We start from the raw sequence: 26361 nt of genomic DNA on the forward strand, positions 1-26361 counted from the left end.
TAAAGCAAATTTGTCAAGTGTGGGGGAATGAGGAGATGGGGGAGTGGGTAGATAAGGCAATAGGGGAATTTTCTATTCCCTATTGCCCTCATTTATTGGATTACGATATATACCGGACTTATACTATTTTTTTATGATCCCTAAATGTATGCCTGGAAAATCATATCGTCGGTTGTTTTCGTCCGGTGTGTTGTTAGCGATCGCGGTGGGCTTGATGAGCTGTCGAGCTAATTCAGACTCGACTGAAGATACGCTAGTGCGTTCCGCCCATAGTAGTTGGGTTGAGGAGAGCTTTCAAACGGAAGTGGTCAATATTGGTTTAGCCAAATTGGGTTACCCCATTGAGAGTCCAAAAACACTAGATTATCCAGCCATTTATCTATCTCTGGCAACTCAAGATCTCGATTATAGTGTGGTGTCTTACGATGCGGGTCATGAATCTTTATTTAATCAGGCTAATGGCAATAATGAGTTAGAGAAAGTTGGCAAAGTGATACCGCCCGGCTCTCAAGGCTATCACATGGATAAAAAAACGGCTGATGAATATGGGATTTCTAATATTGAACAGTTGAAAGATCCCAAAATTGCCAATCTCTTTGATACGGATGCCAATGGCAAAGCAAACTTAGTTGGATGTAATCCGGGTTGGGTTTGTGAATCGGTGATTAATCATCATCTCAAAGTTTATGGACTCGAGGATACGGTAGAACAAGAGCAGGGAAATTATACTTCACTTTTGGCGGATACCATAGATCGTTACGAGCAAGGAAAGCCTATTTTCTATTACGCTTATAATCCACATTGGATATTTGCTGTTTTGAAACCCGATCGAGAGGTGATGGCTTTAGAAGTTTCTTTCACCTCTTTACCTGAGCATATGGTAGGGATAATGGAAACGGATACGACGTTTGAGGGAAAAAATTTGGGATGGCCGGCTGTGGGGCAACGTTTTGTGGTAAATCGAAAGTTTGCATCTAAAAATTCGAGGGCTAAACGTTGGTTTGAATTGCTGAGTATTCCAGTAGCAGATATGAATGAAGTGAGTTTAAAAATTAAAGAGGGGGCTGATACTCCAGAAGATATTCGCCGTTTAGCTCAGGAATGGGTGAGTGAGAATCAAGCACAATTTGACGCTTGGTTGGCAGAGGCGAAAGAGGAATAGGGAATGGGAGACGCGGGGACACAAAGATAGACTATCCCTCTTCTGTCACTTTCCGAGTTCAATTAATAGGAAATTCGCTAATTATCCGGAAGGATAAAAGGATTTAAATGGATTAACGGTGTTTATCAATTTATTAAATCCTCGTAATAAATTAAGAACTCGGAACAACATATAACCACGGAACAATTGACCCGAACAAAAGGGTCGGCTAAATCAGTAAACGAAAATTTTTCAAGACCCTTTTCCAACCGCCAGAGCGCTCCCACTGTGAGTGGACAGAACAATTCACTTGAGCTTTAGCACGGGTTAAGGAGAGGGTATTTACTCACTAAGCTCGGGTTTGACATTGCTGTAATTGACGGTGCAATTCCTCCACAGAGGTTGCCGGTTTCTTGCAAGAAAGACCTTGGCAAACTAAGGCGATCGCTCCTTCGGGTAATTCGGGAACTTTCTGGATCAGAACAGTCGGTAAATATAACCCCCGTAGCTGCTCGAGTTGCCCCTCCACAATTCGCACTAGGGTACAATTACGATACCAGTCTAACGCTGCAAACAAGCTAGGACAGGCTTGAGGAGATTTCGATAGAATAGTGCTGAACGCCAGTAAACCTTGTTCCGCGCGATCGAAATAATCCAAATTTTCAGTTAACAAAAACAAGCGCACTAAATTCGCCATCGCAATGCCGTTGGCTGCGGGAGTTGCATTATCCAAATAGCTCCGTTCTTGGATAATTAAATCATCACTTTTGACACTGTTATAGTATCCGCCTAATTCTACACTCCAGAGCAATTCATCAAATTCCGCTTGAATCTGGATCGCTTTTTCCTGTAGATTGGGCAGTTCTAAACTCGGAGAACACCACAAACTCGCCTGCTGAATATCTAACAGAGCCTTAATCAACAGTGCATAATCTTCAGCTTGGGCTAAAACATCGGGTTCCCCCTCATAGTTGAGACGATGATAGCGACCCTTAACCCATTGATTCTCTAGAATAAAATTAGCTCCCTGAATAGCTAAATCCAGATAATCGGGACGTTGCCAAACTTTCGCGGCTGCGGCTAACCCAGATAATAGTAAACTATTCCAGGATAAGATCATTTTAGTATCGGTAACTGGTGGAATTCGTCCGGGCCAAGTTTGTTGTTTTGCTTCCTGATTATTGCGAGCAGGGGGGAATGTGGGGAGGGAGTCGCGATCGCTGCCATAGCGCAAAGTGAAAAGTTTACTTAATCCAGTTTCTAAGCGATCGGGAAGTTGCCCTTTTTGGGTGCGCTGCAATACAAGCTTACCTTCAAAGTTCCCGGATTCGGTAATATCAAACTGTTGCTGAAGGTCTTGAAATTCTTCTGGGGTGAGTTGACGCTCTAATATGCCATAGTCCCAGATATAAAAATCCCCTTCTTCCGGTTCTAAAGCTGTGGATGAGGTGAAATTATCGGCATCTTGAGCCGCCCAAAAATAGCCTTTGGGATCGGTCATTTCGCGCTTTAACCAGGTGACAGTGGTGGCGATCGCCCTTTCTATCGCCTTATCCTGTACCCCCGCATCCCACAAATGGGCTAGATATTCCATAATCTGACCATTATCGTAGAGCATCTTTTCAAAGTGGGGAACCGTCCAAGTCCCATCCACCGTATAGCGATGGAACCCTCCAGCTACCTGATCAAAAATGCCCCCCAGCACCAGGTCATAGCCCCTCTGAGCGCAGCTTTCCAGGGCATCGTAGGGGGGATCTATCGCGGTGAAACGGGTGGCTCTGAGGGCAGTTTCAGCGTAGGGAATCATGGGAAAATTGGGCCCCATATCCCGTGCCGTGAGGATACCGACGCTGGTTTGTAAGCCTTGGTGCAAGAGATCTTCGCCCAATTCTCCGGTTGCGGGGATAGTCGCTGCTTGGTGCAGAGCTTCGGCGATCGCCTGTTTGCGACTGGCTAATTTTTCCCGCTCCCGATCGTAAAACATTCGCAAGGCTTGTAACACTTGTAAAAATCCGGGCCGACCATACCGAGGTTCCACGGGAAAATAAGTGCCGCCATAAAAGGGAATACGATCGTCTGGAGTAAGGACAATATTTAAAGGCCATCCCCCTTGTCCCGTCATCATTTGCAACGCTTGCATATAAATACTATCCACATCGGGACGCTCTTCTCGATCCACTTTAATAGGCAGAAAATTAGCATTCATATATTCAGCAATTTCTGCATTACTAAAAGCTTCCCCTTCCATCACCGTACACCAATGACAGCTTGAATAGCCAATCGAGAGAAAAATCGGTTTATTGTCTTTTTTTGCCGTTTGGTGTGCTTCATCACACCATGGCCACCAGTCTATCGGATTTTCAGCATGTTTGCGGAGGTAGAGACTTCGGGATTGGGCCAAACGATTGGTCATTGATCTATGATGGGTGAAGATAACAATATCTTCTGCATTCTAATACTAATTCTCAGAAACTGTGCAATTCACGATTGACTGACAATTCGCTTAGAGCCAATTGCCTCTTCAGGGTAGCATCATCACGGCTGGGAACAACTCAAATTGAGACACAATTTTCTCTTCTAGAGATTCGATAAACTATGATAAAATCTATCCTAACTATTTTATTTTTCAATGCTCTAACTTTTCTAGCTTCCGTCAGTTGGGCTAATCCGGTGGATCAATTGCGCCCAGTTTATGAAAATATTTTACAAACCTATCCCCAGGAGTTGGAGCAAGCCCAGCAATTAGGCAACCCGTTGTTTGAATTAAGTGTACTCAATAAAGCAGCTATTGCCTATCAATATTTGGGTCAACTTGAGGAAGCTATACCTCTCTATAAGCGGGCACTTCGATTAGCCCGTCAATTACAAGATGAAGACCTTGAAGGGAGTATTCTTTGGAGTTTGGCTACTGCCCATAGTCAACTCGGAGATCCCTATGGTATTGACTTTTTAGAATCCCAGTTGCAAGCAGCCCGCACCCCTTCGGGCCGTAAAGTTATTCTCAAATATTTGAGCTTGGCTTATCTACAAGCCGTTGATTATGAAAAGGCGATTTTTCTGCGCCAAAATCACCTAGAAATTGTCCGTGAAATTGGCACCCAAACCGAAGAGATTGAAGTTCTAAATGATTTGGGATTAGCTTACTTTGCTAACCGCAACTATCGTCAAGCTATTGAAATCCAGGAAGAAGCCTTATCTTTAGCTAATTCTATTGGTGAATTTCAGCTTAAAGGGGATGTTTTGTTTCACCTGAGCATTAGTTACAGTTGGGCCAAACAACAGGAAAAAGCCTTAAAAACACTCGAGGAGCTTTTAGCCTTGGGGGAGGCAACGGATAATCTATTCCAAGTGAATCAAGCCTTGAACGGACTGAGTGAATATTATACGATTCAGGAAGACTATGAGCAAGCCATCTCCTTACAAGAAAAACGCTTAAATACTATTCGGGAACAAGGTAATTTTACAACTGAGTCTTTTGCCCTGCAAGATCTGAGTAGAGTTTACTACTGGTCAGGGAACTTAGAGCAGGCGATCGCCCTTCAGACTGAAGCTCTCGATATTCTAGACCAGGGATTTAAACAACGACAACAAGAGTCTCCCAATGCCACTGAATCCTTGGAATTTTCTCGTGTGGCTTCCCAAGCGATTGGTCAAGAAAAGCTGGGTTTTTTACTCCTGCAATCCCAACAATTAGAAGCCGCAAAATCTAGATTTTATAAAGCGATAGAAGGTTATGATAGCCAGCGAAAAGTGACGCTATCGAATCTGAGTTTTACCAACTTATCTGAAGATGAATTTAAAATATTTAGCTACGATCAATCTACGGATGTTTATCGCCTCTTACAGCAAATTGCAATTGAGCAAAATCAAATCCTTGAAGCCTTAGAGCTTTCGGAAGCGGGTCGGGCTAGAGCCTTGGTTGATTTGTTGGTGAGTAAATTAGGGACTAATCCCAATTCGATGGAGACTGAACCTCCAAATATAAACCAGATCAAGCAAATTGCTCAACGGGAGAAGACGACTTTAGTCACGTATACGGTGCAATATGAATACGGACGGTTTTATCAAAGTGGGCCGGGAGAATGGTTGACTTCTCATGCATCAGAAAGAAAAGCAACTCAATTATATGTTTGGGTAATTTCTCCCCAAGGAAATATTGAATTTCGCCAGGTTCCTCTGAATTTTGATTTAGATCAATTGGTGAAAAATGCACGGGATTTTATTACGTTAACGGGGTTATCCCGTCGCCACCTGCCTCCAGGAGAACCCTTGAAAGAATTGCATGAGTATTTGATTGAACCGATTGCTGATTTACTGCCCAACAATCCGCAGGAGCGCGTAACGTTTATTCCCCAAGACTCGTTGCTTTTAGTACCGTTTCCGGCTCTCCAGGATGGACAGGGAACTTACTTAGTCGAGAAACATACGTTGATGACTTCTCCTTCGATTCAAGTGTTAGATTTAACTCGTCAAAATCAACAGCGCAATCAAAATCAAGGCTCTAGCGTTAATCCTCCTTTAGTGGTGGGTAATCCCACGATGCCCGAAATTGAGTTAGAAGGGGGTAAAAGTACGCTGCAACTGGAGGATTTACCGGGAGCAGAACTTGAAGCAGAGGCGATCGCCACTTTACTCAATACAGAACCGTTAATTGGCGATCGAGCAACTAAAGCTGTGGTAGTCTCTCAAATGGAATCTAGTCCCACGATCCATTTGGCAACCCATGGACTGCTCAATGATCTAGGAGGATTTTTGAGTTCTTTAGCTCTAGCTCCAACCGCTGGCGATCCCGGTTTTCTCACGGCAAAAGAAATATCTCAACTCTCCCTGAGAGCAGAATTGGCAGTACTGAGCGCTTGTGATACAGGACGGGGCAACATTAACGGTGATGGTGTAATTGGACTCTCGCGAGCCTTTGTCAGTGCGGGAGCCGAAGGGGTATTAGTCTCCTTATGGGCAATTCCCGATGAACCCACCGTGACGGTGATGACTAACTTTTATCAACAAATGCAACAAAAACAAGATAAAGCCAGTGCCCTCCGTGAAGCCATGTTACTGACCCAAAAACAGTTCCCTGAACCTCGGAATTGGGCAGCATTTACCTTGATTGGAGTATCTGAATAAGATCGGAATTTTACCCCCATAGATCGTCTTCTGTTGCCAGTATTCTTGAGTGGTTAAAATGACTGAGGTTTCCCAAAATCAGCCTGGGTAGGAAAACTGACTTAAATTTGATATAACAGAAAGCAAGCGCCAAATTGCACAAACACTTGATTCTATAGGATTCATTTTGAATAGTAAACGTGGCGTAAGCCCCGGACTCCCTGGCTATTATGCACCAGTCTAATTCTCAAATCGTGACTCTTGCAGAGGAGCGGTGGATTGATTATCATCCTCTAACTCTAGAGCCTCAGATGCTATTGTCAGAGGCGATCGCCCACTGGCAACTCTATCAGCAGTCTCAAACTGGGCAAGTTCAGCCTTCCTTAGCATTAGTTGTTAAACAGCAACAGTTAGTTGGCCGCGTGCATTTGTCTCGTTTTTTACCTTATCTTACTTCGCCAGAGAGTGCTGAGAAGATGACTGTTGAGCAAGTCATGCAACCGGAAGGTATTACCCTAGAAATTACTGAGTGGGAAATGTTCAGCACTCAGGATAAGCTTGCAACCCTCCTTGAATTTGTCGAGCATCATCAACTGACTTCTCTTCCTTTAGTCTCCTCAACTCATGAATTAATTGGTCTAGTTCATCTGTCAACTTTATTACAAAATCTGAGTAACGATCGCGGGACACAACAAACTCGACCCTCTCAGACAACTTTCGATCAAACCTTTGCCCAGGCGGTCATTGGTATGGCTCATATTGACCTAGAAGGAAACTTTATTCAAGTCAATCAGAAATTTTGTGATTTAGTCGGGTATTGCAGTTCAGGCTTGATTAATCACTCTTTTTTTGAACTCATGGTTCCTCAAAATCTCCAGAGTTTAGAAAATCACAATTACCAAGACGTTACTCGCCGTTACTTAGATCGACTTCTCAATGGCACATTACCGTTTATTAACATTGAAAACAATTATTTCACCCAAACTGGACTACAAAATTGGGTAAATATAATGATATCTTTAGTGCGTAATCCATCTGGAGAACCCGCATACTTTCTCAGTGTTATCCAAGATATTAGCGATCGCAAACTTTTAGAACAAAAGTTACATACTTCCGAAGCAGAACTGCGATCGGTTTTTGCGGCGATGACTGAGATCGTCTTAGTGATGGATCGGGAAGCAGAAATGATCAAACTTTCTCCCACTTGTCCAGCCATATATCAGCAAGACGGCTACGATCTCATTGGAGAAACCATTAATCAAATTATTTACGGAGATTATCGTTCGGAATTGATGCAACATTTACAAAATGTCATCCATCAGAAAAAAAGCCTTAATTTTGAATACTATTTAATCCTCCCTCAACAGACGTTTTGGTTTTTAGCGACTCTCTCTCCTATGCCAGATAAAAAAGTTATTTTAGTCGCTCGCGATATCACGGAAAGAAAACAAAATGAAGAACAACTCAGACTGCTCAAGAGATCCGTAGAAATCTCGGATGACGGCATCATTATTAGTGACGCTCAACAAGCCGATATACCGATTATTTATGTTAATCCTGCCTTTGAAAAAATTACGGGCTATTCACCCCAAGAAGTCATAGGACAAGGACTGTTGCGGTTCTATAAAAACAAATTTTATCAACATCCCTATGAATCCATAAAAAGACACATTCGTCAAGGCAAAAACTTTCAGTTTAGTTGTCCAAGCTATCGTCAAGATAATCAGCTTTTCTGGAGTCACTTATCGTTGTCTCCCTTACGAGATAGAACCGGAGAACTGACTCATTATGTCATCCTTCAGTCTGATATTACAGAGCGCATCTCAGCAGAACAAGCCTTGAAAAAGAGTGAAAAACGCTGGCAACTTGCACTCAAAAGTAATAATGATGGCATCTATGACTGGGATTTGGAAAATAATCGGATCTTTTATTCTGCTCGATGGAAAGAAATGTTGGGATTTTCGGAGTCAGAAATTAGTGATAAACCCAGCGAATGGATGACCCGTTTACATCCGGATGACTTTGAACAAGTGATGTTTACCAATCTTCGATATCAGCACAGTCAAAATAATCCTTTATTTACGATTGAATATCGAATGCGCTGTAAAGATGGTCGCTATAAGTGGATTTTAGATCGAGGTCAGATCTTGTATGATAATCAGGGGGAAGAAATTCGGATTATTGGATCATACACTGATATTACAGAGCGAAAAGAATCTGAAGAAAAACTGAGAGAATCTCAGAAGCGCTTGGAGTTTTTAGTCGATCAAACGCCTTTAGGTGTGATTGAATGGTCGGTTGATTGGAATATTGTAGAATGGAATAAAGCGGCTGAACGTATTTTTGGTTATCGTCGCCTAGATGTCTTATCTTCTCCCCATAGCTTTGAAATCTTATTTTCTGATACTCAAAAGAACAAAGTTTATGAGTTAATGCAAGCCTTGGAATCGGAAGAAGATACCACCTATGCCATTTGTGATAATATCAGGGACTCCGGGGAAAAAATTGTCTGTGAATGGTATAATACCGTGTTAATGGATAGACAAAATCATGTGATCGGATATGCTTCCATGATTGCGGATATTACCGTGCGAAAGGAAGCAGAAGTTGCTTTAATTCAGGCTAAAGAAGCTGCTGAATCCGCCAACCAAGCCAAAAGCAACTTTTTAGCTAATATGAGCCATGAGTTAAGAACACCATTAAATGCAATTTTAGGATTTACTCAGTTAATTGACCGCAGTTCTAACCTGGACTCTGTCCATCGCGAGCAATTGGGGATCATTAATCGTAGTGGTGAGCATTTATTATCCTTGATTAATGATATTTTAGAAATGTCGAAAATTGAGGCCGGCAAGATCACACTTAATGAGAGTGAATTTAATTTATGGATGCTGTTAGATACCCTCAAAGAAATGCTACAAATCAAAGCAGAAAGTAAAGGGTTAAGTTTGGCTTTGGTGTGTAGTCCCCAAGTACCAGAATATGTGGAAGGAGATGAAAGTAAATTACGTCAAGTTTTGTTAAATCTTTTAGGCAATGCCATTAAATTTACAGAACAAGGAGGAGTCAAATTATCCATTTCGGCGATCGCTGCCCCAGAAAACAACACCCTTAGACTCGCCTTTGAAGTGAGCGATACGGGGCCGGGAATTGCCCAAGAAGACCTAGACACTTTATTTGAACCCTTTGTGCAAACCGCAGTCGGCCGACAATCTCAACAAGGAACCGGTCTCGGATTACCTATCAGTCGTCAGTTTGTACAATTAATGGGAGGAGATATTCAAGTGTCCTCTCAAGTGGATGTCGGCACTCAATTTACCTTTGATTTGCCTCTCGAAGAAGTCTTACATCAACCTCAAACAATCAGAAGCTCCAGTCGAGTGATTCATTTAGCCCCCAATCAACCTAACTACCGAATTTTAGTCGTTGATGACTCATTAGATAATCGCCTGCTTTTAGACTCCTTATTAAACAGTGTCGGCTTCGAGGTCAAACAAGCCAGCAATGGAGAAGAGGCTATTTCCATTTGGGAAACCTGGAATCCCCATTTGATCTGGATGGATATTCGGATGTCTGTTATGGATGGACTTCAAGCCACTCAATACATTAAATCCCATCCCCAAGGTCAATCCACTCGAGTTATTGCTCTAACTGCAAGTGCCTTTACGGAAGAACGCGAACAAATCCTGGCTGTAGGGTGCGATGATTTTCTCAGTAAACCTTTCCAAGATCAAGAGTTATTTGAGAAAATGACCCAACATTTAGGGGTCACCTATGTCTGTGATTATCTCGATCCGGCTTTGCCATTATCGCCCTCAATCTCTAATTCCCTAGAATTGGTAGGTGAGGCTTCTATCAATTGGGAGTTGATGCCCAAACCCTGGTTACACAATCTCTACCAAGCTGCCTTAGAAGCTGATGCTGAACTGATTTTAGAGTTGATCGAAAAAATTCCCAACGATCAAAGAAATCTAGCAAAACATTTAAATGATTTAGTCGATAATTTTGAATTTGAAGCGATCACTCAAAACTTAAATTCAGTGTTATATTAAATCTAGATAATAAGTCACAATCAATAATAGTAGCGAAGCTTATGCTTGAATCTCTTTCAGGAAAATACAATATATTGCTGGTTGATGACACCCCAGAAAATTTACGTCTTCTGTCGGATTTGCTCAGTCAGCAGGGCTATAAAGTTCGCAGTGTTATGAATGGCAGAACAGCTATTAAAGCATCTCAAGCTAAACCTCCTGACTTGATCTTACTGGATATTAATATGCCCCAAATGAATGGTTATCAAGTCTGTCAGGAACTCAAAACCCTCGACCGAACTCAAGAAATACCGATTATATTTATCAGCGCATTAAATGAAGTGTTCGACAAAGTAAAAGCCTTTAGAGTAGGGGGATGTGACTATATCAGTAAACCCTTTCAAATCGAAGAAGTTTTAGCCCGCGTCAAGCATCAATTACAACTGAAAGCTGCCCAAACCCAACTTAAAGATTTAAACTTACAACTAGAAGCACGAGTTCAAGAACGCACCCAAGAACTCCAAACTACCAATCAAGTCTTAACCCAAGAAATTCAAGAACGCAAGCGAATTCAGCAAAAACTTCTGGATATGGCCCTGCATGATTCCTTAACCGGGTTGCCCAACAGGGCTCTATTTATGGAACGACTAGAATCAGTTATTCAAAAGCTCAAAGTTAGTGCGGATGAATCCTTTGCTGTCCTCTTTTTAGATTGCGATCGCTTTAAAGTGATCAATGATTCCCTTGGCCACCTCGTGGGCGATCAATTGCTCAAGGCGATCGCTAAACGCATTAACTCTCTCCTTGACGCAAACATGCTCCTCGCTCGCCTAGGAGGAGACGAATTTACCATCCTCGTAGAATCTTGTGCCAACCTAGAAGATACCAAAAAACTGGCAGCAACCATCCTCAATAGCCTCTCCTATTCCTTTCAACTCGAACTTCACGAAGTCTTTATCAACGCCAGCATTGGTATTGTCCTCAGTCATCCCGACTATCACAAACCCGAATACGTCCTTCGGGATGCCGACACTGCCATGTACAAAGCCAAATCCATGGGTAAAGGACAATACCATGTCTTTGACCCCACCATGCACCAACTCGCCCTTAAACGACTCACCCTAGAAACCGAACTCCGCAAAGCCATAGAACACCAAGAATTCCTCGTTCACTACCAACCCATTATCAACCTGCAAACCGGCAAAATCAGTGGATTTGAAGCCCTTGTACGCTGGCAACATCCCCAAAGAGGACTCGTCAGTCCAGCAGACTTTATCCCCGTTTGCGAAGAAACCGGATTGATCAACGATATTGGCTATTGGGTCTTCCAGCAAGCCTGCAATCAACTCAAAATCTGGCAACAAACCCTCAAAAACGACAGCCTCAAAATCAGCATTAACCTTTCCGTCCGTCAATTCTCCCAAATGAACCTGATGGAAAAAGTCCTCGAAACTATTGCTAAAACCCAGGTTGTCCCCCAATCCTTAACCATGGAGATTACCGAAAGCGCCCTGATTGAAAACCCTGTACATGCTCGCACTCTCCTCCATCAAATCCGAGATCAAAACATTCACATTTCCCTAGATGACTTTGGTACAGGCTACTCTTCCCTCTCCTATCTCCATACCCTACCCATCGATATCCTCAAAATCGATCGCTCCTTTATCAACACTCTCAGTCAAGATCCATTAGATCTCGGTCTCATTCCCCCCATCATCCAAATCAGCCAAACCCTGAACATGCAAGTGGTTGCCGAAGGGATAGAAACCCCAAAACAATTGGAAATCCTCAGACAGCTCAACTGTGATTTTGGCCAAGGCTATTGGTTTGCCAAACCTCTGAACATCAGAGAAGCCACTGCCCTCCTGCAATCCAATCCCCAATGGTAAAATTAGGATAAGCTAGAACCGTAATCATGCCCCCTCATTCCTAGCGTGAATTCCCTAAAAGCATGTCCAGATCTTCCTTCTTACCCATTCTTTTAGTCACTCCGTTATGCGCCTCAAGTGCGATCGCCATCGGAGTAACCGCATGGGTGTATTCAAGAACTGGACTCCCCATCCCTCCCGTCATCGGCTTCATCTGGATCGTCTTACTCTTAACGACAACTTTGGGAATTAAAAGCGCCTATAGTCTTCACCGTCAACTTCGCCAGAAATCTCAAACACTCCCTGAAAGCGAGCCAACCGAACAACCCTTCCTAAACTATCAGCTCCCCGATCCCTCTCCTAACCTCCTTCTAGCCCTAGAACAGGCCTTAAATACAACCTCTGACTTCTCCAGTGCCCTGCACCTGATCCTAGAGCAAATTTGTCAACTGACGGGTTGGAGTTATGCAGAAGCCTGGATTCCCACTGCTGACAAAAGTGCCCTCCAATGTAGTCCCATCTGGTATAAAAATTCCCAAACTCTTTCCCCAGAGCAGATGAGTGCGCTACAAGACTTCCGCCACTACACCGAAGGACTCATCCTCCTACCTGACGAAGATATCCCTGGACGAGTCTGGTATAGCAACAAACCTCAGTGGTTTGGTAACCTTGCCCAAGACAACGATATTTTTTCCAGGGGAACTCTAGCTCATAAAGTTGATCTAGGGGCTGCCTTTGGGCTACCCATCCCCATCCCCGCCGAAGAATCCTTAACCCCTAACCTAATTCCGAGACGTTCAGCCAGCTTGGGGATTTTAGTCTTCTTTACCCATTATTCTTCCGTTCAAGATCAATACTGGGTACAACAACTCTCCTATCGCGCCCTTGACTTTGGTCGAATTCTGCATCAAAAACAAGTGACCACAGAATTTAAAACGCTCTTTAGTGCGATCTCCGATCTGATTCTGATCTTTGATGCCCAAGGCTACATTGTCAATATTGCACCCACTACCCCCAAACCCCTCTACCAGATGCCATCAGAGTTGATTGGTAAAAGTGTACAAGACATCTTTGAACCCGAGCAATCCACAACCTTTATCCATTTGATCTGGCAAAGCCTCAATACTCAAACAACCCTACAAACAGAATATCAACTCACCATAGAGGATCAGAGTTTTTGGTTTGCTGCTACCATTGCCCCCATTACGGATGTGTCTGGAATGGGAGATTCTGTGATTTGGATTGCCCGTGATATTACGGAGCGTAAAGAGGCAATGGAAGCCCTCTCTGCGGCTAAGGAAGCCGCAGAAAATGCGAATCAGGCCAAAAGTACTTTTTTAGCCAAAATGAGCCATGAACTGCGTACTCCTCTCAACGCTATTCTAGGCTTTACTCAGGTGATGATCCGCCATCTGAGCGATACGTCTTCCTCTGTAACTCCAGCTCAAATTGAAGAGCATTTTGGTTATCTGAAAGTGATTCATCATAGTGGCGAACATCTATTAGATCTGATTAACGATTTGTTGAATTGGTCAAAAATAGAGGCCGGAAAAATGGAACTCCATCAGAATCGCTTTAATCTGTACGATATGCTCAGTAGCCTCTATCAAATGTTCAAGCTCAAAGCAGAGCATCAAGGATTAAGTCTATCTTTTGATGTTTCTGCCAAGGTTCCCCCTTTTATTGAAGCGGATTCGGGGAAATTACGCCAAGTTTTTATTAATTTATTAGGAAATGCCTTAAAGTTTACCCCCCAAGGGGGAATTCAAGTTCAGGTTGATTGTGCTAATCACTGGTCAGAAAATAATGCGACTTTAATCTGTGAAGTTCAGGATACCGGAATTGGGATTGCCCCCAATGAATTGTCTCGCTTGTTTGAACCGTTTGTGCAAAGTGCGAGCGATCGCGGGTTTCAAGAAGGTACAGGTTTAGGCTTACCCATTAGTCAACAAGTTGTAGAACTAATGGGAGGTAAGCTAATGGTAGAATCAGAGGTAGGTAAAGGGAGTAAGTTCCAGTTTACCTTACCCGTAAAGCTAGACGTTGGTTCTCAGCCTACTCTGACTTCAGAATCAAGGCAATATACTATACCAGCGGATCTAAAACTCCTAAATGCTCCGTTAGCCATTAAACCGCAAGACGTTGAACCGGAAGATCTCAGCTATGTTCAGTCCTCAGATTGGGTCAAACTTCAACAGGCAACCCTAGCTGCGGAAGAGGAATTACTGCTCAAACTGATTGACGAAGTTTTTCCCTCTAATTCGCGAATGCGAGAGTGTCTCACAGAATGGGTTCATGATTTTCAATTCGATCGAGTGCATCAATTAATTAGTGAGAAACTCTCTGAAAAGGTTAATTGATGATGAAACTGGGCCACATAACTCATAAGATCAAGAAAGGGTGGGAACGAATTCGATCGGGGCGTATCCGACACAAAATTGGATCGGGTTATGCATTCGCTATTGGTACGGGCTTGGCGGGTTCGTTGATCGGGTTGGTCGTGGCTGATTATTATCAAGGACAGGGTATTGTCCAATTAGCGGATGCCAATATTCAAGCTCAATTGTTGGTTCACTTTCAGGTGGAGATCGAACGAGCGGAACGATTGGGCGTTGTGCTAGGGACAGTCGTTGGCGATCGCCAAGCTTCACAATTGTATCAAAAGAAGCTTGATGATAACCTGGTTGAGATCAAAGCGACCCAAGAAGATCTACAAACTTTTATCACAGGAAATCCAGCCTGGTTAGCCATTTCTGTAGACACCTTCGAGCCATTTCTAGATCGCTATACTCAAGCCTTAGTTGAATATAGCGATCGTATCCAACAGATTATTAATCAACCGAATATTGGCTTAGAAGAACAGCAAAATCAACTCAGATCCCTGGTGCTATCCGAGAGACAACGAGAATTAGACCAATTAGGGGCAACTCTCGATCAAATCCTAGCCACAGCTCAACAACAAGCTCGACAAGCAGAAGTCGAGTTGGAAAATGCCCAAGGTCTAGAAAAAGGTATCATTATTTTCAGTAGTTTATTCGCTGTAGCGATCGCCGGTTGGATTGCCCTGGGCACAACCGAAGATATTATCGGCCCCCTAGAACAACTCACCGACCTAGCTGCCACCGTTACCGAAGAAGAAAATTGGCAACTGCGAATGCCCATCAGTACCCAAGACGAAATCGCCTCTTTAAGTAAAACTCTCAACTCCCTCATGGAACGAGTTCACCAACGTACCGATCAGCTCTTGGAAGCCAAAGAATCCGCAGAACGGGCTAATCAAGCTAAAAGCACATTCCTAGCCAAAATGAGCCATGAATTGCGTACCCCTCTACATGCCATTCTCGGATTTACGCAAATTATGGTCAAGGACAATACTTTAACCGATAAACACCAGGAACAACTCCAGATCATCTACAGCAGTAGCCAACATTTGCTCGGCCTAATTAATGACATTTTAGATTTATCCAAAATCGAAGCTGGAAAATCCGAACTTTTACCCCAAGACTTTAATTTACTCACCTTCGTTCATCATTTAGAAAGCATGGTAGAGTTCAAAGCCAAAAAGAAAGGCCTCCATCTGAGCATGGAAGTGCAAGAAAATGTTCCCCAGTCCCTCTACACCGACGAACAAAAACTGCGCCAAATCTTACTTAATTTACTCAGTAATGCCATCAAATTCACCCGTCAAGGCAATGTTTCCCTAACCATCACGGTTGCGGATCGACCCGACACTCTACAATTTACCGTCACCGATACCGGTATCGGTATAGCCAGCGAAGAATTAGACCAACTCTTTCAGCCCTTTGAACAAACCCAAAGTGGCAAACAATCTCAGGAAGGCACTGGACTCGGATTAACCATTAGCCAACAGTTAGTCAATCTTCTGGGTGGAGCGCTGAGTGTATCGAGTGAAGTCAACCAAGGGAGTATGTTTACCTTTGACCTACCCCTGCTCCCTGTCCCAAGAGAAGCAGAAGCGCTATCTGAGGTTGAGCGTAGGGTGACTGGAATTGCCTCCACAGAGAAAACCTACCGTATTTTAGTGGTCGATGATAAATGGGAAAACCGTGAAATTCTCCGCTCTTTACTCACCCCTTTGGGGTTTGAAGTGCTAGAAGCCACCCAAGGGGAAGAAGCCCTGACTCTCTGGGAACAAGAAACAATCAATCTGATTTTAACGGATATTCGGATGCCGGTCCGGGATGGTTATAGCATGACAATCAGTATCCGTGAACGAGAACAACAACGTGGTATTCCCCATGTACCGATCATTGTCACCACTGCCAGTACCTTTGAAGAAGAGCGCCAACAGATGTTAGCCACAGGATGTAATGACTTAGTGCATAAACCCTTTCTCGAAGCCGTGATTTTAGAGAAAATTGCCCAGTATTTAGAATTGGAATATACTTATGAATCAGAATCTGAACGCGATCGCCTCAACAATCAGCCCTATGATTCCCTCAATGATACCGAAGATTATCCTCTCTCTAAACCCCCTCCCCTTTCCTCTGAAAACCCCAGATCCCTTCTCTCAGATGCCATGGCTCAACAGCCCATAGAATGGATTGCCGCCTTACAGAAAGCAGCCACTGAAGCCGATGCCGATCTGATGTTGCCCTTGATCGACCAACTGTCAACCTCTCAATTACAATTAAGACAACAGTTAGTTGCTTGGGTTGATAATTTCCAGTTTGAAGTAATTTGTGAGATAACAGAAGAGTGCATTCTCCAAGAAAGTAACCAGTTTATTGCTCGCTAATTTATACAGTTTTTCAAGTTCATCGTGCCGCCTAACTTCCTTGCCCTCCAATGAATCACCCTACTGATCATCCAGAACCCGCCAATATTTTGCTAATTGATGATATGCCCAACAATCTCCGCTTGCTGTCGAGTTTGTTAACCAAGCAAGGGTATAAAGTCAGAAGTGTGATTAATGGAGCCATGGGATTAAAAGCAGCTCAAGCTAAACCACCCGATTTAATTTTACTCGATATTAATATGCCCGATCTCAATGGCTATGAAGTGTGTACAAAACTCAAAGCCCATGAAGTGACTCAGGAAATACCGGTAATTTTTTTGAGTGCCCTGGATGATGTTCTTGATAAGGTCAAAGCCTTCCGTGTCGGTGGATCGGATTATATTACTAAACCCTTTCAAATTGAAGAAGTGATTGTGCGGGTACAAAATCAGCTACAGCTTCGCAAAGCCCAACAAATGCTGGCCGAGCAGAATGTGGTTTTAGAGCAGGAAATCTGCGATCGCAAAAAAATTCAGAGTTCCCTGGAAGAGCGCGAAATGCAGCTCAAACAACAAACCGAACGATTAGAAGCTGCTTTGACCAAAATACAAAACACTCAATTGCAACTGATTCAAAGTGAAAAAATGGCAAGTTTGGGACAGCTTGTTGCCGGAATTGCCCATGAAATAAATAATCCAATTAGCTTCATTTACGGTAATGTTCATTATGTGAATGATTATTTGGATAATTTAGTCAGTACGATTAAAATGTATCAAAAAAATTATCCAAATCCGACTGAGAATATTAAAGACTTTACGGAAGATATTGATCTGGATTTTGTTATTGATGATCTCAAGAGTATGATGGATTCTATGAAAACCGGTGTAGAAAGAATTCATGCTATTGTTTTGGGGTTGCGGACGTTTTCTCGACTCGATGAAGCAGACATTAAATCTGTAGATTTACATGAAGGAATTGAGAGTACCTTATTGATTGTGCAACATCGATTGCAAGAGACAGATCGTCATCCTCCTATTCAAGTGCTTAAACACTATGGTGAATTACCTAGTGTTACCTGCTATTCCGGGCAAATTCATCAAGTTTTTCTTCATCTGATCGAAAATGCCATTGATGCGATAGAAGATAAAAGTTTTGATCCCTCATTTTCTGAGGACTTCATTCCAACGATAGAAATTCATACAGAATCTACTGACGATCGTCAAGTCATCGTTTGTTTCCAAGATAATGGAGTTGGCATTATTGATGATATAAAAAACCAAATTTTTAATCCATTTTTTACTACTAAATCTGTGGGACAAGGCAGTGGATTAGGTCTTTCTATTTGTTATCAAATTATTGTAGAGCAACATCAAGGGCAACTGACTTATTCTGCATTACCTGAGGGGGGCAGTCAATTTACCATTCAAATCCCTGTTCATCGGGAAGAAGCAAGTTAAGTTAAACTCTAAATTTAAAATTTATTCAAGCCTTTCAACCAATGGGGTGAGTTCCAGGATAAACGGCATGAATAGAGCGACTTCCAGAGTGGGGTAGACTACGTTGATAGGATGCTTCTGTAGGTTGTCCCCAACCGAGTTGCAACACTATCTCTAAATAGGAAGGATTTTCCCATTTGTAAATGAGGGCCCATTGGGTGCGCTGGGAAATCGGCTCAATATCTTGATGGGTAATCTTTTGATATCGGCGACCATCAGCAATAAAGATATCCATAGCAACTGTTACTTGATGCCAAAAATTGAGAATGTTAGATTTGGCCTGTTGCAGGATATCTAAATCTTGGGGTAAGGCAATCAGTTGGTCGTGAATTGTTGGATAGTGCAACGTTTGTTGATGAATGAGGATTTCTTGCCAGATAATTCCTGAAACTTGGTACTCTCTCTGATACTGATGAATGGTGGATTGAAAATCTTTGTAGGCAATAAAGTTCTGAACCCCTTCAACAGCTACAAATTGGTCAATAATGGGATGACCAGAGAGCTGGCTATTTAGATTTAGACGCTCTCCTCTCATACAAGCTTGACGCTCTTGGGCCAATATGGCAATTAAATCTTCAGTGCTGTAAACCTTGGACATAGCAAAGGAGTTTATTGGCCATAAGTTCATGGAGGTTTTGTTGGTGGTATTGGGCGACCTCTTGGGAAGGCTAAGAGGTGGAGATAAAAAGGAGACAAGGTTAAAGGCTAGACTTACTGAGTTAATTCCGTAACAGTTTGCTGAAGTTGAGCGATCGCCTGTAACTGCCGATCGTTGGTTGATTGAATCCCCACAATTCCCTGTTGGAGTTGCTCTATTTTCTCCCGATATTGGGCTAATTGGTCTTGCAGGGGTTGGAGCATCTGCTCATAAACCCCAAGTTTACCTCTGGCTTCAACCCACTGTTGCTCTTGTTGAGCGAAGGTTTCTTCCAACTGCTTAATTTCATTGCGCTTTGTTTCTTGAGCGGACATTTGGCTATTGACCAATTCCTGAGCTTGCCCAATCGCCGCCTGGATCTGGCTAATTTCCGCTTCCATCCGTTGCACTTGTTCGCTTTGCAAGTGCCGTTGGCTCTCAGCCGCTTCTAGAACTGGCCCAAAATCGAGCAGTCCCTCCTGTCCCGGTTCGGCTGGATAGCCTTGCCGTTGGCGAAGAATACTTTCATGGACTTTAAACACAAATTCTCGTTCAGCTAAATTCCGGCGAGAACCCACCAGCGATTCATTCAAGAAATCATAACTTTCTTGCTCACTTGATAATTCCGTTTCTAAACTGAGGCGATCGTATTCACTTGCTTGTTCAATCTTCTGCTTAAGTTCCTCGATCGCCTCTAACTGATACCCTAATTCCTCTTCCTGATCCTTCACAAACCCCGAGGCGCGTTTCAAGTCTTCTTCCAATTGGCCAACCTGTTGTTGTAGCTCATCAATCGGCAGATTTTCCAAAGCCTGGCGATCGATACTCACCGTAGGTTTTCCCGAGCCTTCCGCCAACTCCTGAAGCTGTTGACACAACTGCTCCGTCTGACTCAAATGACTTTGCATCGGTTGCAGTAAATCTTGCTTGACTTGTAAAAGACTCTCTTGAGTTTTCAAATCAATCTGCGCCTTTTCCAGAACCCCTTGCGCCTCATTCCACTCTTGCCAACGGCTATTAATCGTCGTCTTTAATTGGTTAATCTCCCCTTCCTGTTGACTCGTTTGCCCTCTCGACTCCTCAAGTTTTTGCCAATGTTGGTCAAGAACTTTTTGCTCTTCAGAAATTGTCCCAGACATTTGCTCCACCGCTTCTCGGAGAGTTTCCGTAGGCGCTAGAGCCTCCGACAAAGACTGCAAAGACTGTCGAATTTGGCCCGCTTTCTCCTCATCAAGCACCGTTGCTGCCGAGAGTTCCCCCTGTTGCTCCTCTAGTCGTTGTTGCTCACCCCGTAAATGGGCCCAAGCTCCTTCCAACTCCTGGCTTTTGCGCTCAAACTCTTCCCGTTGTCGTTGAGCTTCCCCCGACAACGACTCAATTTCTTGCCGCTTCTCCTCTAATTTCTCCGCCTCTTCCTCTAACTGGGCCAATTCATCTTCTCGCGCCACCAACTCCATTTCCCGACGATTCAACTCTTGAGCCTGAAACGTCAAGGACTGTTTCCATTGTTCAATTTCCTCTTCTTGGCCTTCAAATTTTCCCTGAAGGGTGGAAAACTTCTGCAAAATCCCAATCAAAGGACGAGCCGCATCTTGAGGGGGTCGTTGAATCTTCTTATTGGAAACCTCAACCAAAACCAGCGCTCCATCTTTTAAGGTTCCTGGTTCTGCCAATTCAATCAGTTCTTCTGAGACCGAACTCCAATTTTGTTCACTGCGCTGACACGCCAGCAGTTTAATCATGGCTTTATTGCCCATGAACCCCTTCTGGATTTGTACTTCCGCTAGATAAAGCACGCTGATAGTCCTCGTTTATGCGTCCATCAATCAACCGATCCTGGGGTAAACTCTCCCTGATCTTTATTTTATTTTGACTGCTCTAGGCAATTTAGGGAAACCCCTACCTGGGTTAGTTTTACCGATCGCACCTGAACTGAGCATCAGATTTAGGTATTTAGCCATCTTATACAGTCCATTGAACCTGGCTTTTGATTCAATCCCTATCCTGATTTCAGCCCCAACCCACTTTACAAAATTTATTACTGTTTGGGTGAATGGTTTACTCTCCCAAGCTCAGATGCAGTATGATCGAGCAGCTCATTGGGGCAGGGCATACTCGGGTAGGGTCTAGCCTTTTTAAGGGATGATTAAAGGTTGATTGCCCATTGCCATTAGTTTAGCTTAAAACTCACCTACCCTTGTCAACCCCTTGGCTTTTCCTTTCCTATAGACAGGAACGGTGACTCCTGCCTTCTGCTCATCCGATTCAAAGCCAATACCTGCGATCGTAAGGACTTACAATAGCTTTAGGGCCATGGGTTCTAAGAAAGAGGATTCAGCCTGGACTTAAGCGGTAGCATGTAACCAACAGAATGAAGACCTAATGCAGGGACACTTAAGCGAGATTGACATTCGCAGCATTTTCCAGCTCATTGAGTTAGGACAGCGCACGGGGGAATTGTGTGTTGAGAGCTATAGTCCTCAACCCCAGTTTAATCGAAGCGATCGCCCCCAGCGTCTGCCCCCTCAATGTTGGTTTGTCTTTTTTGCCAATGGCAAAATCATCTATGCTGGTTCAGACACCAATAGTTCTCTAGTGCGCCTACGTCATCATCTTCATCGCTATGGAGTCGCTTCTGCCCTCGATCTGATTAAGGTCCCCACCATTGCTGCCACCAACGCCCCCGAATACGGCTACCTCTGGGCGATGCTAGAAAACCACAGCCTCACCCCAGCCCAAGGACGTAGTATCATTAAAAGCATGGTTCAAGAAACCCTCTTTGATCTGTTCTCCCTGCATAATGGATCATTTATGTTTGAACTCGGTCCTCCCATAGCCCCCCAACTGACTCCTCTCGAAATTGGCCCTTTAGTGACCAAAGTCCTCAAACAGGTTCAACAATGGAACCAACTTCATCCCCAGATCCAATCTCCCGATCAATGTCCCGTCCTTTGTGATGCCGCAGAACTGAGCCAACACCTGAATGAAAAGCGATTTAAAATTCTTGCTTCCTGGGCCAATAAACAAACCTCCATCCGCCAAATTTCCCGTTACTTAAATGGGGATATTCTCACCGTCGCCAAAGCCATTTATCCCTTTGTACAAAAAGGCTGGGTTCAACTGAGCTATCTCAGTTCCCCAGAACCGGATTGGATACCCGAAGACCTCAAGCCTATGCGTCCTCCCCGTGTTGTTTTTATTGATGATGGGGTAGCCTTATGTAAAGCAGTTGAACAAATTCTGCAAGCGAGTGGTTACGAAGTGGCTGGCATTACCAATCCTCTGCGGGCCTTGAGTTTAGTATTCCAGCTCAAACCGGATTTAATTTTGTGTGATATTGCCATGCCAGAATTAGATGGTTATGAAATCTGTGCGATGTTACGGCGATCTAACCGATTTCGGCAAACCCCAATTGTCATGCTCACCGGCAGAGATGGGTTTATCGATCGCCTGAAAGCACGGATGGTAGGAGCGACTGATTATCTAACCAAACCGTTTGGCCAGGGAGAATTATTGATGGTTTTGGAAAAATACATTGGTAAAGGAGGAAAAACTGACCCTTCTCCCGATCGCATCCTGGATGATGAGATCGCCTCAGAACTCGATTTAGAACCCCTCACGCCTCCCTCTGGAGACTTAGCCAATTCCTAACCTCTTTCCCTCCCCCGAATCTCCAATAAAAATCCCATCAAGTGGCCAGATACGGCACTTTATTCGATAAATTAGAGATACTTGGAGAGCTGACCCATCGTTATGTTAGTCAGACCTTCAGCCCCAACCTAAAGGACACGATAGCCCAGTAGTAGGATAATCTTATGAGTAGCGTTTTAGTAGTAGAAGATAGCCCCGCCCAGCGACAGATGATTACCGATCTCCTCACGGACAGTGGTCTCAAAGTCAGCATTGCCAGTGATGGTGTAGAAGCGATAGAAAATATTCAAAATAATCTTCCTGATTTAGTGGTTTTGGATATCGTTATGCCCCGTATGAATGGTTATGAAGTCTGTCGGCGAATTAAAAATGACAAGAAGACTCAGCATGTCCCTGTGGTCATGTGTTCCTCCAAGGGAGAAGAATTTGACCGCTATTGGGGAATGAAACAAGGGGCAGATGCTTACATCGCCAAACCCTTTCAGCCCACTGAGTTGGTAGGAACGGTTAAACAACTCTTACGCAGCTAATGGCTCTCCTCAATTCAATCCCTCAGCCCCCAAACCAACAAACATTATGGTAGGTAATACTGAATTCTTCCATGAGATAGACTCCGAGCAAGTCACTGAGTTTCAGGAACTCCAAAATCCAGAAGGAGAATTACATCTGAGATTTTTTCTCCCCTCTGGCCATGAACTGGCTCTGAATGCTATTGGCATTAAAGAAGTCTTTGAATCTCCCCCAGATCGGATTACTCCGATTCCCAATGTTTCTCCTCTGTTGTTAGGAACGATGAATATTCGCGGACGGGTGATTTGGGTGGCCGATTTGGGACAATTCTTAGGAGAGCAGATTCCCTTAAATACCGATCGCTCCGAACTCCCTGTGATTGCGATCGAAGACCAAGATACTATGCTAGGTTTGGCCATAGATCGTATGGGGGGGATGGATTGGCTCGATGCGGAACAACTCCAACGAGCGACCAATATCGCTGATACCATGGAACCGTTTGTGCGTGGAGAATGGGTGATTGATGAAGAAAAGAACCAATATCTATGGTTGCTCAACCAAGTAGCTATTTTGCGATCGGCGAGGTGGGCAGCCTAAAATTGGGATAACCTAACTGGATAAAACTCCAGATTAATACGCTTAACTATCAATCGGGGATCATAATATAGTCAGCAAGTAGATTAAATTAACCAGTCAAACTATCGTGTTTTGGGGGGCTATGGGATGGATTATGCAACAGAGTATCAACAAGCAGAAACCGCTTATGTTCAAGGACGCTATGAAGATGCGGCCTCAATTATCGATCAGTTGGTAGAACACTTTCCTGACGATCCCAACTCGCACTTACTCAGAGGTCATATTTATTGTTATGGATTACAAGAATATACGGTAGCACGTCAAGAGTATGAATCCGTTTTAGAAATTACTTCCGATGAAGTATTTATGGATTATGCCAATCAAGGATTAGCAGATGTAGACCAATTCTCAACCCATCATACCGTGGGGACGGATTTGCAAGACGATTCGAGTCAAATCCCACCCATGGAAGAGTTAGATGAAGAAGAAATTGCTTCAGAATGGCAAGATTTAGAACTCAGTGAAAATGAGAGTGAAGAGGAAGTTATCCATACAGAAATGATCGGCGATCTAAGTATGAATACAGAAAGTCTAGAAGAGAACGATCTCCAAGAAGAACCCTCCTTAGATTACGCCTCTTTAGAGTCTTTGGATGAAGAGGAGGATTTTGACGATCAAGAGTTGGCTGATGATGACCCCTTTACGGTCGCTCATGAACAACTAGAAGAATTGCAGCAAGAAACAGAACCCTTAGAAGATGATATCTTTGCTGGAGAATCCTTAGCTGAGTTAGAAGAAGATTCCTACAACTTAGAAGAAGAATCCTTCTCCCCCTTTGCCACAGATATAGATTTAACAGAGGAAATGGGAGCCGTACTCGAAGCGGATGAAGGGATTGCCTTTGATCCATCGGAATTCCCAGACGATCGGGAAGCGTTTAATTCTTCTCACCCACAAACCCTAGGGCTAGAGGACTCAACAGCAGAATCTCTAAAACCGGAGCCTTCAGAATTTATAGAAGATTTACAAGGCCCAGGATTAACCATGGAAGAGAGTCCTACCCTATTTGTGGGTAGCTCATCTGGATCGGTGAATGGGCATCATGAGAGAAGCGGAGAACTATCTCTAAGCCAAAATGGCCGTGGCAGTAGTGCCCTCACCAGCGATCAAACCCTCTCTGATAGTCATCTGTGGCAAGGAATTGGAGATGAGGATAGTTTTAATACGAATGGGACGAGTGGCGAGGCGATCGCCGATTTTACAGAATCTGGATTTCAGACTCAATCTGGGTTTCATACAGAAAGTTTTGGATTTGATGAAGGTTTAGATCAATTTGAAACCGATTCAGGTATCTCAGAAGCCCAAAATGGTAATGGGGCAGTAGACTTCCTCGATGAATTTGATGCCTTTGATGATAAAGTTCTCGATGAGTTTTCTGGCTTTGATGACCCTTCATCTGAGCTATCGACCAACTTTAAGAGTAATTCTGTGGCTGGGATGACCAACAGTGGAATTACTCTGGATGAGGATTTTGATCCGACTGATGATAATTCTGCATTACTCGAAGAAGAGATGTTTAGCCTCTCTAATAGTAATACAGATACTATTCCCACCTTTACCGGTAAATCTCAACGGCCAGTAGAACCGAGTGTGTCGGTGGATCAAGGCCCATTGAGCTTCTTTGATAATGCTCCTCTGATTACCAAAAATTTATATAGCGCGATTGGCACTGGGTTGAGTTCTGCTTTTGCGATCGCTGCTGTGATTTATACAACGGCGAGTGATGCCAAAGCCTTTCACAAACTAGCGATGATTCTACTGCCGGGAGGTCTTTCCGGTGCAACTACTTATGTTTTAGGCAAAAAAGTAACAAAGCAGGTCAAGCAGACGACGGACGAACTGCAAGCCCAATTTGAAAAGGTTGCCTCTGGACAACTGGGAGCGCAAGCCACAGTCTATGGTGAAGACGAAATGGGCTATCTGGCAGAGAGCTTCAACGTTATGGCCAGAAATGTCCTCACCACCATGAGTGAGTCCCAACGCAAAGCGGCTGAAAACGAATCAGCAAAAGAAGACCTTCAGCGCCAAGTGATTCGCTTACTCGACGATGTAGAAGGAGCTGCTCGTGGAGACCTCACCGTTCAAGCTGAAGTTACGGCTGACGTACTTGGGGCGGTAGCCGACTCCTTCAACCTCACCATTCAAAACCTGCGGGAAATTGTACAACAGGTAACCGTAGCTGCTCGGCAAGTAAACAAAGGCTCCGCCGATAGTGAAACCTTTGCCCGGGGGTTAGCCGCAGATGCTTTGAGACAAGCAGAAGAACTAGCGGTAACCCTGAATTCAGTACAAATGATGACGGACTCCATTCAACGGGTAGCGGAAAGCGCTCGCCAGGCAGAAGCAGTCGCCCGTTCTGCAAATGACACAGCCCGTAAAGGTGGAGAGTCGGTAGAGCGAACAGTGGCGGGTATTTTGGAAATTCGGGAAACGGTGGCAGAAACGACTCGTAAAGTAAAACGGTTAGCCGAATCTTCCCAGGAAATTTCTAAGATTGTGGCTTTGATTGCCCAAATTGCCTCACGAACCAACTTATTAGCGTTGAACGCT

14 protein-coding genes are annotated in these 26361 nt (G+C 43.8%); 11 read left to right on the top strand and 3 right to left on the bottom strand.

Annotated features, from left to right (window positions below):
• The first annotated feature begins 148 nt into the window (after nt 1-148).
• Entirely contained in the window at nt 149-1162 is a 1014-nt protein-coding gene (gene proX / locus AC3A14_RS00910) for a glycine betaine/L-proline ABC transporter substrate-binding protein ProX (protein WP_318732010.1), read from the top strand.
• Between the two features lie 328 nt (nt 1163-1490).
• Here proX and AC3A14_RS00915 read toward each other — a convergent pair whose 3' ends face one another.
• Nucleotides 1491-3554 (bottom strand): thioredoxin domain-containing protein, encoded by a 2064-nt coding sequence (locus AC3A14_RS00915; RefSeq protein WP_318732009.1) that lies wholly within the window; start codon nt 3552-3554, stop codon nt 1491-1493.
• Between the two features lie 182 nt (nt 3555-3736).
• Here AC3A14_RS00915 and AC3A14_RS00920 point away from each other — a divergent pair, with 182 nt between their 5' ends.
• The 6 genes from AC3A14_RS00920 to AC3A14_RS00945 all read left to right on the top strand — a co-directional run bounded on the left by AC3A14_RS00920 (nt 3737) and on the right by AC3A14_RS00945 (nt 18338).
• Nucleotides 3737-6265: a CHAT domain-containing protein gene (locus AC3A14_RS00920; RefSeq protein WP_318732008.1), complete on the top strand. Its 2529-nt coding sequence runs from the start codon at nt 3737-3739 to the stop codon at nt 6263-6265.
• A 233-nt stretch (nt 6266-6498) separates the two neighbouring features.
• On the top strand, nt 6499-10296 hold the full coding sequence (locus AC3A14_RS00925; RefSeq protein WP_318732007.1) for a PAS domain S-box protein: 3798 nt from the start codon (nt 6499-6501) through the stop codon (nt 10294-10296).
• A gap of 41 nt (nt 10297-10337) precedes the next feature.
• A complete protein-coding gene (locus AC3A14_RS00930; RefSeq protein ID WP_318698008.1) occupies nt 10338-12164 on the top strand; it encodes a two-component system response regulator in 1827 nt (608 codons plus the stop codon).
• A gap of 62 nt (nt 12165-12226) precedes the next feature.
• Entirely contained in the window at nt 12227-14503 is a 2277-nt protein-coding gene (locus tag AC3A14_RS00935; RefSeq protein ID WP_318735056.1) for an ATP-binding protein, read from the top strand.
• Nucleotides 14503-16902 carry an ATP-binding protein gene (locus tag AC3A14_RS00940; protein WP_318735059.1) on the top strand — a complete coding sequence of 800 codons (2400 nt, stop codon included), beginning with the start codon at nt 14503-14505 and terminating at the stop codon, nt 16900-16902. The genes AC3A14_RS00935 and AC3A14_RS00940 overlap by 1 nt, the downstream gene beginning before the upstream one ends.
• Before the next feature lie 50 nt (nt 16903-16952).
• Entirely contained in the window at nt 16953-18338 is a 1386-nt protein-coding gene (locus AC3A14_RS00945) for a hybrid sensor histidine kinase/response regulator (RefSeq protein ID WP_318734913.1), read from the top strand.
• A 34-nt stretch (nt 18339-18372) separates the two neighbouring features.
• Here the strand turns inward: AC3A14_RS00945 and AC3A14_RS00950 are convergent, their stop codons facing one another.
• Nucleotides 18373-18975: a hypothetical protein gene (locus tag AC3A14_RS00950; protein ID WP_318701051.1), complete on the bottom strand. Its 603-nt coding sequence runs from the start codon at nt 18973-18975 to the stop codon at nt 18373-18375.
• Nucleotides 18976-19088: 113 nt separating this feature from the next.
• Nucleotides 19089-20810: a pilus motility taxis protein HmpF gene (gene hmpF / locus AC3A14_RS00955; RefSeq protein ID WP_318723141.1), complete on the bottom strand. Its 1722-nt coding sequence runs from the start codon at nt 20808-20810 to the stop codon at nt 19089-19091.
• Nucleotides 20811-21396: 586 nt separating this feature from the next.
• On the opposite strand from hmpF, the gene AC3A14_RS00960 reads away from it, so the two are divergent.
• The 4 genes from AC3A14_RS00960 to AC3A14_RS00975 all read left to right on the top strand — a co-directional run.
• Nucleotides 21397-22665 carry a response regulator gene (locus tag AC3A14_RS00960; protein WP_318734906.1) on the top strand — a complete coding sequence of 423 codons (1269 nt, stop codon included), beginning with the start codon at nt 21397-21399 and terminating at the stop codon, nt 22663-22665.
• Between the two features lie 164 nt (nt 22666-22829).
• The gene (locus AC3A14_RS00965) at nt 22830-23195 is read left to right on the top strand and encodes a response regulator transcription factor (RefSeq protein WP_271937580.1); all 366 of its coding nucleotides are present in this window, start codon (nt 22830-22832) and stop codon (nt 23193-23195) included.
• Between the two features lie 46 nt (nt 23196-23241).
• Complete coding sequence (locus AC3A14_RS00970) at nt 23242-23772, top strand: chemotaxis protein CheW (protein ID WP_318701055.1); 531 nt, start codon at nt 23242-23244, stop codon at nt 23770-23772.
• Between the two features lie 126 nt (nt 23773-23898).
• Nucleotides 23899-26361: HAMP domain-containing protein (locus AC3A14_RS00975; RefSeq protein ID WP_487778891.1), on the top strand; the 2463-nt coding region annotated here is incomplete at its 3' end.

The sequence above is a fragment of the Roseofilum sp. genome (assembly GCF_982964205.1).

What these genes read in the sequence shown, in the direction of transcription:
- proX (WP_318732010.1), top strand. Translation starts at nt 149, where the DNA reads ATGCCTGGAAAATCATATCGTCGGTTGTTTTCGTCCGGTGTGTTGTTA.
- AC3A14_RS00915 (WP_318732009.1), bottom strand. Translation starts at nt 3,554, where the DNA reads ATGACCAATCGTTTGGCCCAATCCCGAAGTCTCTACCTCCGCAAACAT.
- AC3A14_RS00920 (WP_318732008.1), top strand. Translation starts at nt 3,737, where the DNA reads ATGATAAAATCTATCCTAACTATTTTATTTTTCAATGCTCTAACTTTT.
- AC3A14_RS00930 (WP_318698008.1), top strand. Translation starts at nt 10,338, where the DNA reads ATGCTTGAATCTCTTTCAGGAAAATACAATATATTGCTGGTTGATGAC.
- AC3A14_RS00935 (WP_318735056.1), top strand. Translation starts at nt 12,227, where the DNA reads ATGTCCAGATCTTCCTTCTTACCCATTCTTTTAGTCACTCCGTTATGC.
- AC3A14_RS00940 (WP_318735059.1), top strand. Translation starts at nt 14,503, where the DNA reads ATGATGAAACTGGGCCACATAACTCATAAGATCAAGAAAGGGTGGGAA.
- AC3A14_RS00945 (WP_318734913.1), top strand. Translation starts at nt 16,953, where the DNA reads ATGAATCACCCTACTGATCATCCAGAACCCGCCAATATTTTGCTAATT.
- AC3A14_RS00950 (WP_318701051.1), bottom strand. Translation starts at nt 18,975, where the DNA reads ATGTCCAAGGTTTACAGCACTGAAGATTTAATTGCCATATTGGCCCAA.
- AC3A14_RS00960 (WP_318734906.1), top strand. Translation starts at nt 21,397, where the DNA reads ATGCAGGGACACTTAAGCGAGATTGACATTCGCAGCATTTTCCAGCTC.
- AC3A14_RS00965 (WP_271937580.1), top strand. Translation starts at nt 22,830, where the DNA reads ATGAGTAGCGTTTTAGTAGTAGAAGATAGCCCCGCCCAGCGACAGATG.
- AC3A14_RS00970 (WP_318701055.1), top strand. Translation starts at nt 23,242, where the DNA reads ATGGTAGGTAATACTGAATTCTTCCATGAGATAGACTCCGAGCAAGTC.